Source organism: Streptomyces sp. NPDC002790 (assembly GCF_040295505.1).
Classification (GTDB): domain Bacteria; phylum Actinomycetota; class Actinomycetes; order Streptomycetales; family Streptomycetaceae; genus Streptomyces.
The window spans coordinates 1-10,844 of sequence record NZ_JBEOVM010000161.1; the positions used below are offsets into that span (position 1 = coordinate 1).

Annotated in this window: 11 protein-coding genes, 1 tRNA gene and 2 pseudogenes; 5 read left to right on the top strand and 9 right to left on the bottom strand. The window is 71.0% G+C overall.

From position 1 onward, the window contains the following. The 3 genes and pseudogenes from ABT004_RS34290 to ABT004_RS34300 form a co-directional block, all read right to left on the bottom strand. Positions 1 to 104: pseudogene (locus ABT004_RS34290) on the bottom strand (DNA-directed RNA polymerase subunit alpha); the annotation flags it as partial. Between the two features lie 187 nt (positions 105 to 291). Continuing rightward, the gene (locus ABT004_RS34295; protein ID WP_351345009.1) at positions 292 to 456 is read right to left on the bottom strand and encodes a hypothetical protein; all 165 of its coding nucleotides are present in this window, start codon (positions 454 to 456) and stop codon (positions 292 to 294) included. Between the two features lie 66 nt (positions 457 to 522). Continuing rightward, positions 523 to 596: transfer RNA gene (locus ABT004_RS34300), tRNA-Met, on the bottom strand. Positions 597 to 754: 158 nt separating this feature from the next. Here ABT004_RS34300 and ABT004_RS34305 point away from each other — a divergent pair. The 4 genes and pseudogenes from ABT004_RS34305 to ABT004_RS34320 form a co-directional block, all read left to right on the top strand. Continuing rightward, positions 755 to 1,003 (top strand): annotated as a pseudogene (locus ABT004_RS34305) (MBL fold metallo-hydrolase); the annotation flags it as partial. Next, a complete protein-coding gene (locus ABT004_RS34310; protein WP_451193564.1) occupies positions 969 to 1,202 on the top strand; it encodes a DUF6177 family protein in 234 nt (77 codons plus the stop codon). The pseudogene ABT004_RS34305 and the gene ABT004_RS34310, both read left to right, overlap by 35 nt. Positions 1,203 to 1,236: 34 nt before the next feature. Beyond that, the gene (locus ABT004_RS34315) at positions 1,237 to 1,767 is read left to right on the top strand and encodes an HD domain-containing protein (RefSeq protein WP_351345012.1); all 531 of its coding nucleotides are present in this window, start codon (positions 1,237 to 1,239) and stop codon (positions 1,765 to 1,767) included. A gap of 213 nt (positions 1,768 to 1,980) precedes the next feature. Then, positions 1,981 to 2,595: a M23 family metallopeptidase gene (locus ABT004_RS34320; protein WP_351345015.1), complete on the top strand. Its 615-nt coding sequence runs from the start codon at positions 1,981 to 1,983 to the stop codon at positions 2,593 to 2,595. Between the two features lie 22 nt (positions 2,596 to 2,617). Here ABT004_RS34320 and hydA read toward each other — a convergent pair whose 3' ends face one another. From hydA to ABT004_RS34350, 6 genes are all read right to left on the bottom strand, one after another. Then, positions 2,618 to 4,024: a dihydropyrimidinase gene (gene hydA, locus ABT004_RS34325; RefSeq protein WP_351345018.1), complete on the bottom strand. Its 1,407-nt coding sequence runs from the start codon at positions 4,022 to 4,024 to the stop codon at positions 2,618 to 2,620. 24 nt (positions 4,025 to 4,048) lie between these two features. Continuing rightward, positions 4,049 to 4,891: a nitrilase-related carbon-nitrogen hydrolase gene (locus tag ABT004_RS34330; protein WP_351345020.1), complete on the bottom strand. Its 843-nt coding sequence runs from the start codon at positions 4,889 to 4,891 to the stop codon at positions 4,049 to 4,051. A gap of 111 nt (positions 4,892 to 5,002) precedes the next feature. After that, positions 5,003 to 6,553: a PucR family transcriptional regulator gene (locus ABT004_RS34335; protein ID WP_351345023.1), complete on the bottom strand. Its 1,551-nt coding sequence runs from the start codon at positions 6,551 to 6,553 to the stop codon at positions 5,003 to 5,005. A gap of 130 nt (positions 6,554 to 6,683) precedes the next feature. Further along, positions 6,684 to 7,982 (bottom strand): aspartate aminotransferase family protein, encoded by a 1,299-nt coding sequence (locus ABT004_RS34340; protein ID WP_351345026.1) that lies wholly within the window; start codon positions 7,980 to 7,982, stop codon positions 6,684 to 6,686. A gap of 19 nt (positions 7,983 to 8,001) precedes the next feature. Further along, on the bottom strand, positions 8,002 to 9,495 hold the full coding sequence (locus ABT004_RS34345) for a hypothetical protein (protein ID WP_351345029.1): 1,494 nt from the start codon (positions 9,493 to 9,495) through the stop codon (positions 8,002 to 8,004). A 137-nt stretch (positions 9,496 to 9,632) separates the two neighbouring features. Then, positions 9,633 to 9,884, bottom strand: coding sequence for a helix-turn-helix domain-containing protein (locus ABT004_RS34350; RefSeq protein WP_351345032.1), 252 nt, complete (start codon positions 9,882 to 9,884; stop codon positions 9,633 to 9,635). A gap of 63 nt (positions 9,885 to 9,947) precedes the next feature. On the opposite strand from ABT004_RS34350, the gene map reads away from it, so the two are divergent. Beyond that, positions 9,948 to 10,715, top strand: coding sequence for a type I methionyl aminopeptidase (gene map, locus ABT004_RS34355; RefSeq protein WP_351345035.1), 768 nt, complete (start codon positions 9,948 to 9,950; stop codon positions 10,713 to 10,715). Positions 10,716 to 10,844: the final 129 nt, after the last annotated feature.

Here is a 10,844-nt window from a genome sequence, read left to right on the forward strand (position 1 = left end):
CCGAGGGTGTAGCCGAAGCCCGGCTCCAGCGGCTCGATCACGAACCGGGAGCGGAATTCGTCGACGACCTCTTCGGTCAACGAGGGACGCTGAGCAATGAGCATGAAGTGTTTGCCTCCAGTGTTCGGCGCCCGCAATTTGACGCCATAGACCCGGCAAAGCCTACGGGCCAAACGGCCCAGCCCCTGACCAGGTCCCCGCCGCCTCTGCCGGATACCGCCCGCGGACCGTCCGTGAGCACCTGTCACTCGCCCGCCGGAACCCGATGCCCGACCGGCGTGTTGACGCCCGTCAGATGCGGGTCGCGGCGTCCCACGCGGTCATGGCGACGTCGACGACGTTACCGAGGGCAACGCTGTCGGCGCCGTCGCGGGCCTGCAGGGAGAGGGCGTTGAGGACGGTGGTGTAGAAGTCGGCCAGGCTATCGGCAGCGACGGTGGCACCGGCGCCCGACACGGGGCCGGACTCGAGCGGGGCAAAACGCAGTGAAGGCCCGGTATCCACCGGGCCTTCACGTTCGAGTAGCGGGGACAGGATTTGAACCTGCGACCTCTGGGTTATGAGCCCAGCGAGCTACCGAGCTGCTCCACCCCGCGTCGGTACGCTGAACTGTACGGCACTGACCCGCTTCCACCGAATCGGTTCAGGCGGCCTGGCCCACTGCGGCCAGAGCCGGCCTGACTCAGCATCGGTCGCGGCCGCCCCAATCGAAGCGACACCACGCAGAGTGAGCTCCACAAACGGGAGGATCTCCATGTTGAAGCAGGCCGCGGAAGGAGTGCTGGTCCACCAGAGCCAGCTGCTCCAGAACAACACCGTTGTCGTGCGGGGCACGGAGGGTGTGCTACTCGTGGACCCCGGGATCACGGGCGATGAAATGGCCTGCCTGGCGAACGACCTCTGCGAGCACGGCCGACCCGTGACGGCAGCCTTCTCGACGCACCCCGATTGGGACCTCGTCCTCTGGCATGCCGAACTCGGCGAAGCACCCCGTTACGCGCCGGGCGCGGCGCAGTTGCCCCAGGCGGATCGGCCTGGCCCACGCCCGCAGGCCCCCGCTCGCCCTGAAGCCGGTACAACTCGGCCCAGCCACCTCCCCGGCCCTGCACTACCCACTCGGCGACGGCACCGACCCGACCGCCTGGACCACACTCCGACACCTCACCGCACACCTCAACGACCGCACGCACAAAGCAGGTTGAGGCCACGGTGCCGCCGCCGAGCAAGCAGGTCCGCATGAAGTCCGTCGAAGAGATCGCTGTCCTGGCCGACACCGCGCACGCAGGACATGTCGACAAGATCGGCGTGCCCTACATCGAGCACGTCCGCGCGGTGGCCGCAGGACTCGAACCGTTCAGCGACATTCTCGTCATGGCAGGCCTCCTGCACGACGTCCTGGAGGACACCGACTGGACCGCGGAAGGGTTGCGCGAGGCCGGAGTCCCGAGCCGGGTCGTCGAGATCGTCCAGGCGGTGACCAACGCTCCCGGCACGCCGTACGAGGAAAAGATCCACCGCATCACCGGCGACCCGGACGCCACACTCGTCAAGATCGCCGACAACGCCCACAACTCCCACCCGGACCGCGCCACCCAACTGCCCACAGCCCCGCGCGAACGTCTCCACGCGAAGTACCGGGCCGCCCGCGCCACCCTGTGGCCGGCAGCCGCCCGAGCCGACATCGAAACGATCGTGCGCATCGTGAACCCAGCGCTGCTCGCCGAACTGGACGAGCACCACGCCGCACCCGATTCGGGGAGTACCTAGACACTCCGAGACCTTCGGGGCGAGGTCCGGCCCCTGGAGCCGGCAGCCGAACCCGCACGCGGCCTACGACACCCTTCCCCTGCTTCACATCCGACTACCGACACGCGTACCGCCACACAGGATGAGGTGAACACGCCCGTTCAGTGGCACCCGCTCACCTATATGGTTCCCGCGGAGATGCGGGCGGTCCCCAACGAGGGTGATCTGTCGGTCATGGCTTCTCACGACCACAGCACACCGGCAGCGGACACCACACGGCGGCGAGTCCTCGGCCTGTCCACGGCTCTGATCGGCGGTGCGCTCACTACGTGTCTGGCGCCCGACGCCACCGCCCACTCACCTGTTCCGGCCGGCCTCGGGGCCGCCGGAACAGGAGCGCAGTCCGCCGGCTCCGACCACCGGCTCATGGGGCCACCCCGGACCGCTGCCATGCCGCTGCGGCGGCGCTACCGCGTCTCCGCCCGCTACGGGGTGCGTGGCAACTGGCAGGCGGGTCACCACACGGGAATCGACCTCGCGGTTCCTCAGGGAACGCCGGTCTTCGCCGTCCGCGCAGGCACCGTCGTGCTGGCCAAGCGGTCGGGCGACTACGGCAAGGCGGTGACCATCCGGATGTCGGACGGTCGCTACGCCGTCTATGGACACCTCAGCAAGATCCGAACCCGCAAGGGAGCCCGGGTCACCCCTGGCATGCGCATCGCGGACAGTGGCAGCACAGGACGCGCCACCGGTCCACACCTTCACCTCGAGATCCGCGCACGCCGCGGATACGGCTCGGACGTGAACCCTGTCACCTATCTGGCAAAGCACGGCGTCCGCCTCACGTGACACCGCCGTGCCACCGCTCCCGTCAGGTCAGGTACTGGCATGTCCCCCGCGGCATGTACGTCCCGTGTCCCGCACGCCCCGTGAACTCCCGCTCGGTCACGACCAGTTCGCCTCGCGACAGCACCGTCTCCACCCGCCCCGTGAGCCGCTTGCCCTCGTACGCCGAGTAGTCGACGTTCATGTGATGCGTCTCGGCGGAAATGGTCTGCTCGGCCGACGGGTCGTAGATCACCACGTCCGCGTCGGCGCCCGGCGCGATCGTGCCCTTCTTCGGGTACAGGCCGAACATCCGGGCCGGGGAGGCGCAGGCGATGTCGATCCAGCGGCGGCGCGAGATGTGCCCGTCGACCACGGCCTGGTGGAGGAGGTCCATGCGGTTCTCGACGCCCGGCATGCCGTTCGGGATCTTCGAGAAGTCGCCGCGGCCCAACTCCTTCTGCCCGCTGAAACAGAAGGGGCAGTGGTCGGTGGAGACAACCTGGAGGTCGTTCGTCCGCAGGCCCCGCCAGAGCGCCGTCTGGTGCTCCTTCGGCCGCAGCGGCGTGCTGCACACGTACTTCGCGCCCTCGAACTCCGACTCCGCCAGGTTGTCCGTCGACAGGAACAGGTACTGCGGGCAGGTCTCGCCGAAGACCGGGAGCCCCTCGTCGCGGGCCCGCGCCAGCTCCGCGAGCGCCTCCTGCGCCGACACGTGCACCACGTACAGCGGCGCGCCCGCCACCTGCGCCAACTTGATCGCACGGTGCGTCGCCTCCGCTTCCAGGAGGGACTTGCGGACCTCACCGTGGTAGCGCGGGTCGGTCTCGCCGCGGGCCAGCGCCTGCTCGACCAGGACGTCGATCGCGATGCCGTTCTCCGCGTGCATCATGATCAGGCCGCCGTTCTCCCCGGCCCGCTGCATGGCCCGCAGAATCTGCCCGTCGTCGGAGTAGAAGACACCCGGGTAGGCCATGAACTGTTTGAACGAGGTCACCCCCTCCCCCACCAGCAGATCCATCTCCTTCAGCGTGTCCTCGTGCACGTCGGAGACGATCATGTGGAAGCCGTAGTCGATCGCGCACTGGCCGTCCGCCTTGGCATGCCAGGCGTCGAGGCCCTCGCGCAGCGAGCCGCCCTTCGACTGGATGGCGAAGTCGACGATCGTCGTGGTGCCGCCCCAGGCCGCGGCCCGCGTGCCGGTCTCGAAGGTGTCGGCGGCGTAGGTGCCGCCGAAGGGCATCTCCATGTGGGTGTGTCCGTCGACGCCGCCGGGGATGACGTACTTCTGCGAGGCGTCGATGGTGCGCGCGTCCGTCCAGGACGCGGCGGTGTCGCTTCCGGTGGCCGCGAGGGCCATGACGCGGCCGTCCTCGATGAGGACGTCGGCGTGCATCTCGTCGGCGGCGGTGACGACGAGTCCGCCGCGGATGACCGTACGGACGGCGCTCATGTGCTCCTCCAGGTGTGCGGGTGGTCAGGGGCGGGTCAGGGGCTCGTACGCCTGCGGGGCGCGGTCGCGGTAGAACTGCCAGCGGTCGCGGACCTCGCGGAGCTTCGCCATGTCGAGGTCGCGGACGACGAGTTCGGGCGCCTTGTCGTCGGCGACCTCGCCCACGAACCGGCCCTCGGGGTCGACGAAGTACGACGTGCCGTAGAAGTCGTTGTCGCCGTACTCCTCGACGCCGACCCGGTTGATGGCGCCGACGAAGTACTCGTTGGCGACGGCCGCCGCCGGCTGCTCCAGCTGCCAGAGGTAGCCGGACAGGCCGCGGCTGGTCGCCGACGGGTTGAAGACGATCTGGGCGCCTTCGAGGCCGAGCGCGCGCCAGCCCTCCGGGAAGTGCCGGTCGTAGCAGATGTAGACGCCGATCTTGCCGACGGCGGTGTCGAAGACCGGCCAGCCGCTGTTGCCGCCGCGGAAGTAGAACTTCTCCCAGAAGCCCTTGACCTGCGGGATGTGCGTCTTGCGGTACTTGCCGAGATAGCTGCCGTCTGCGTCGATCACGGCGGCCGTGTTGTAGAGGACGCCCGGCTGCTCCTCCTCGTAGACGGGGAGGACGAGGACGATGCCGTGTTCGCGGGCGAGGGCCTGGAAGCGCTGGACGACCGGTCCTTCCGGGACGGCCTCCGCGTACTCGTAGAACTTCGCGTCCTGCACCTGGCAGAAGTACGGGCCGTAGAACAGCTCCTGGAAGCAGAGGACTTGGGCGCCCTGCGCGGCGGCGTCACGGACCGCCTGCTCATGCACCTTGATCATGGACTCTTTGTCGCCGGTCCATGCGGTCTGGAAGATGGCGGCGCGGATCACGGGGCTCATCGGGACCTCCCTGAGAGGGGGTTGCGCGGTGTGGTGTCGACGATAGGGAGTGCGGGTCGGTGCGGCCGAGTCGCAGCGTGTCACGCATGGCGCCGCGGGCGTTGCACGGTGTCACGGGCCCGACTGCGCGTCGTGCGCGAGCAGGGCCAGATGGACGGACGCGGCCTGCTCGAAGTCGTCGAGGTCGACGCCGAGCAGTGTCTCTATGGTCTGCAGGCGGCGGTAGAGGGCGGGTCGGCTCATGTGGGTGAGGTGAGCGGTGCGGGACTTGTTGCGGCCGGTGGCGAGGTAGCCGCGCAGGACCGGGAGGAGCTCCGCGGCGTCCTCGGAGTTCAGGACGGCGTCCAACTCCCGTTCCGAAAAAGCCTGTACGCGGGGGTCGTCGCGCAACTGCCGTACGAGGCCGCGCAGTCGTACGTCGCCGATGCGGACCACGGGCGGGAGTCCTGGCGGCGCGCCGGTGACGGCGTCGGCGACGTGCAGCGCCTCGCGCAGCGCCTCCGACACGTCCTCCCAGTCGGTACTGGCGGGCCCCGCCGCGACGACGGCGCGCGCGTCGCCGGTCTCCGCGCGCAGCCGGTCGGCGAAGTGCGCGGCGAGGGCCTCCGGTGCCTGGTCGCGGGCGAGGCTGAGGAGGACGGCGGTCGTGGTGGTGCCTTCGGTGAGTTCCGCCACGAGCCCCGAAAGGCCCAATAGGCGTAGTAGGCGGTCGAGTTGGGTCGGTGATGTGTCGCGTACGACGAGGGGGAGGAAGGTGCGGCGGTTCACCGGGAGACCCGCCGCGCGGGCGCGGGGCAGCAGGCCGCGGGCCGGTGCGCCGCCCGCGAGCAGGTCGGCGAGCAGACAGCGGGCCGACTGTTCCTCCCAGCTCGGCCCGGAGCCCGACAGGAGGTGGTGCAGCACCAGGGCCTCCGCCGCACGGTCCGCGAGCAGCCGCCCGGACGCTCCGTCGCCGCGGTGCCCGCACAGTACGACGGAGCCCCAGCGTTCGCCGCGGCCGCCGAGGTCCGCGCGGATCCAGCCCTCGCCGTCGACTCCGCCGGGCTGCCGGGCGATGCGGTCCCAGTCGCGCAACACGTCGTCGACGGAGGGGTGTTCGCCGGCGGTGGCGAGGACGCGGTGGGCGAGGTTGGTGAGGACGACCGGGCAGCCGCTGTGCGCGGCGATCTCGTCGAGCAGGCCCTGGAGCGGGGCGCCCGCCGTGATGAGGCCGGTGAGCGCGGTACGGATTCCTTCGGAGAGGCTGACGGCGGCGAACTTCCTTCGTACGAGCCGGGATTGCACCTCCTCCGTCAACTCGGCGAAGGGGAACGGGCGGTGCAGCACCACCATCGGCAGTCCGTGCCGTTCTGCGGCGCGGCGCATTCCCTCCGGGGAGGAGGGGAAGGCGCGGCCGAGGCCGAGCACGAGGGCGGATGCCTCCGCGCGGTGCAGGGAGTTGATGTACTCGGCCTGTAGCCGCTCGTCGTCCGCGAGCAGGACGCCGGTGGTGAGGATCATCTCGCCGCCGCTCAGCATCACGCCTACGTCCGCGGCCTCGGCCACGTGTACCCAGCGGACGGGGCGGTCGAGGTGGCCGGCCGCGGCGACCACCTCCGGTTGGCCGGCGGCGATGCGGTCCAGGTCGAGTATTTGGCGGACGGAGAGGGTGTGCGTGGACATGTGCGGGGTCTCCTCGTGTGGAGCGGCTACCCGGCGAGCGGTCACGGGGCTCTGCCCCGGACCCCGCGCCTCAATCGCCGGCGGGGCTTGATGTGGGAGCGGCCTCGGAGACCTCCCCGAACCCCACGCCTCAAACGCCGGCGGGGCTTGAATTGAGCGCCCGCTCCAAAATTCGCGCTCCCTCCTCCGCCTCCGCCACGTTCAACGTCATCGGCGGAGCGATCCGCAGGACGCTGGAATCGTGGCCGCCGCCCTTGCCGATCAACAGGCCCTGCTCGCGGCAGGATTCGATGACCTGCGCCGCGTCGGGGCCGGGGCCGGGGGCCTCCAGTTCGACGCCGATCATCAGGCCACGCCCCCGCACCTCCCGCACGCCGGGCGCGCTCGCGGCGATCGCGCGCAGGCGCTCGATGAGGAGTCCGCCGACCCGCCGGGCGTTGCCCTGGAGGTCGTGTTCCAGGAGGTAGGAGAGGTTGGCGAGGCCCGCCGCCATGGTGATCGGGGAGCCGCCGAACGTCGAAATGGAGTTGGCGTCAAGGCAGTTCATGACGTCCCCGCGGGCGACGACGCCGCCGATCGACATGCCGTTGCCGATGCCCTTGGCGAAGGTGAGGATGTCCGGCGGCCCGGATTGCGCATGCGCCTGCCAGCCCCAGAAGTGCTCGCCCGTGCGGCCCCAGCCGGTCTGCACCTCGTCCGAGATCCACAGGATGCCGTGCTCGCGCAGGACGTCGCGGAAGGCGGCGTACAGGCCGTCCGGCGGGGAAGTGAAGCCGCCGACGCCCTGGATGGGTTCGGCGATGAGCGCCGCCACGTTGCCGCGGGTCTGGCCGAGCATGTCCCGCAGGTCCGCGACGCAGGCGTCGGTGAACTCGGCGTCGGACAGGTGGGCGTAGGGGCCGCGGCCGCGCACGCCCCCGTGCACGTACAGCGTTTGCAGCGGGGACAGGCTCGTCGGCGACCAGCCCTGGTTGCCGGTGATGCCGACGGCGGAGAACGAACGGCCGTGGTAGCTGTTGCGCATCGCCAGGATCTGGTTGGACCTGCGGTACGCGGTGGCGAGCAACAGCGCCGTGTCGTTGGCCTCGGTGCCCGACGTGGCGAAGAAGACGCGGGCGTCCGGGATGCCCGACAACTGGGCGACACGCTCGGCGAGTTCGACCATCGGCCGGTTGAGGTAGAGCGTCGACGAGTGGACGATCCGGGAGGCCTGTTCGCTCACCGCCTTCGTGACCTCGGGCAGGGCGTGCGCCGTCATCGTCGTGAGGATGCCGCCGAAGAAGTCCAGGTACTTCCTGCCCTCGGCGTCCCAGACGTACCGGCCCTCGCCGTGCGTGAGCTCGATCGGATCGTCGTAGTACAGGGCCAGCCAGTCCGGCATGACATCGCGGTGGCGATCGTGCAGAGAGGCTCGGGAGGGGGTGGTCATCGGCAGCACTCCTTCTTCCTTACGTCTCTACGTCGCTGCGTCTCTGCGTCGTCTTCTGCGCGGATACGTCTCCGCGTACGCCTCTACGCACGTAGAACGGCCGTAGAGGGACGAACGTAAGCCCCATCGAAGGGCTTGCCAAGGGCATCGTCGGCAACCCGCTGGATCGGGGCGGCACCGACACCCGGGCGGGTGACGGTTCAGTGCGCGAGGCCCGCGACGCGCAGTGCGTGCACAGGTCCCAGTAGCGCTCCTCGGAGACCTGCCGCGCCGCGTCGAGCAGCAGCGGGACGAGCCGGTCGGGGGCGTCGCGCGCGCTGTGGGCGGCCTCTTCGGGTGTGCGGCCGCGGACGTACGCGTCCAGGAGGGTGCGGACCTCGCGGTGCCGGCTCGCCGCGTCGAGCCGGCGCACCGCGGCGCCGAACTCGGTGGGCGGGCTGCCCGTGCCCTGGCGCAGCAGCGCCTGTCCGTCACCGGTGCGGCCGGCCGCGACCAGCGCGTCGGCGGCGGCGACCAGCCGGTCCAGCGGCAGTGCCCCGGCCTCCCACAGCAGGGTGGCCCAGTCGGCGCCGAGCCCGGACCGCGTCAACTCGTCGGCGAGCAGCGGGAAATGGGTCGCGGGCCCGGCCGCCGCGCCCACGAGCACCATGTGCGCCTCGCCGCTGTGGCCCCCGGCGCGGTGGCGGGCCAGGAGGGCGACCGTGTCCGCGACGTCGGCGTACGCGGTGGCGTCGACCGAGGGCGGGGCGGGGGTCGCCACCTCGTCCCGTCCTGGCGCGGCACCGGCGAACCGGGCGCCTGTGGGGGTGGCGGGCGCGGGAGAGGGGGCCGACCCGGTCGCGGCGCCTGAGCCTGGCTCCGGTTCCTCCCTCGTCTCTGCCTCCTCCATCGCCATCCCCGCGAAGCGGGCGCTGCCCCGGGGTCGGCGTTTGCGCGCCTTGGCGGGAGTGGGAGTGGGAGCGGGAGTGGGGGCCGCGGCCGGCGTCGAGCCCGAGAGCGCTGGGTCGGGGCCCAACTCATCCAGCCTCGACCCGAGTTCGGCGAGCCGCGCGGTCGCCCGCTCGTGGTCGTCGTGCGCCCACGCCAGGTCGATGCGGACGGCGTCCGCCTCCTCCTGGTCGGTGACGGAGCCGAGGCGGGCGCCGAGTTCCTGGAGGCGCCGCGCCGCGTACCGCCGCTCGCGCGCCATCACGTCCATCCGGTCGGCGAGCAGCGCGCGCCCGCCCGGCCCGGTGTCGTGGACACGGGCGGACGCGCGGTACAGGGCGTGGGCGCGGGCCGCCTCCCGCTCGGCGTGCTCGGTTCCCAGCGTCGCGGCGAGGTCTTTCAGCAGCGCCTCCACCACGTCCCACGGGGGCACCTCACTGCCGTCGAGGCAGGCGCGCATGCCCTCGGGATCCCGCCGCCAGAAGACGCCGCACCAACCGGCGCGCTGGTCGAGCCGGGCGTTGAGCCCCCGCAGATATGCCGCGAAGTCCCTTACCCGGTCCGGGAGTTGTCCCACTTCCGCCACGCGCCCCGCCGATCGTCGCACCCTGGTGCCTTTTGGAGCCTTACGCTCCGGAAGCAAACACCTCGCGTGTTACGGGGGTGCTACGCGCGCTTTTCGGGGTGCGCACCGACGCGCGCCAGGCGGGGATCAGGCACGCGTCAGGCAGGGATCAGCGCGCAGTGCTTCACCAGTTCGTCCATGGAAAGGCCCAGCTCGCGGGCGAGCGCGGCGACCGTGAAGAAGGCGGGGGTGGGCGCCCGGCCCGTCTCGATCTTGCGCAGCGTCTCGACGGAGACGCCCGCGCCCGCGGCCACCTCCGTCATGCTGCGCCCGACCCGCGCCTCGCGCAGCAGTCGGCCGAGGCGCTCGCCGCGCTCGCGCTCTTCGGGGGTCAAGGGGGTTCGGACCATGCCCCCACCCTACCCGAGGCCCCAATTTTTGTACCGGATTTAAATACCGGTATAGTTATTGGCATGGTGGAACTGAAGACGGACACACAGATCGACGCGATGCGGGAGGCGGGGCGGGTCGTGGGCCACGCGCTCACCGCGGTACGGGAGCACGCGGCCGTGGGCGTGAGCCTGCTGGACCTCGACGAGGTGGCACGCGAGGTGCTGCGCGAGGCGGGGGCGACGTCCCCGTTCCTCGGCTACCGGCCGAGTTTCGCGACGACGCCGTTCCCCGCGGTGATCTGCGCGTCCGTGAACGACGCGATCGTGCACGGCATCCCGACCACGTACCGGCTGCGGGACGGGGACCTCGTGTCGATCGACTGTGGGGCGGAGCTGGGCGGCTGGGCCGGGGACTCCGCGATCAGCTTTACGGTCGGCGGGGCGCGGGCCGAGGACGTACGACTCGTGGAGACGGCCGAGCGGGCGCTTGCCGCGGGGATCGGGGCGGCGGTCGTCGGCAACCGGATCGGGGACATCGCGCGGGCGATCGGGGCGGTGTGCCGGGAGGCGGGGTACGGGATCCCGGAGGGATTCGGCGGGCATGGGATCGGGCGGCGGATGCACGAGGATCCGCCGGTGCCGAATGAGGGGCGGGCGGGTCGGGGTATGCGGTTGCGGCACGGTATGGCGCTGGCGATCGAGCCCATGGTCATCGGCGGTGGTGGCGACGGCTACCACGAGGCGCCCGACGGGTGGACCCTGCGCACCAACGACGGTTCCCGCGCCTCCCACGCGGAACACTCCGTGGCGATCACGGATGCCGGCCCCCGCATCCTGACGGCCCGCTAGACCGGGGTGGCGCCGTCGGGGCTCCGCCCCGCACCCCGCTGGCTCTCGTCCACGAGGCGGGGCTTAAAAGATCGCCTCAATCGCCGGCGGGGCTTGACAGATCAAGCCCCGCCGGCGGCTGATCTCTCA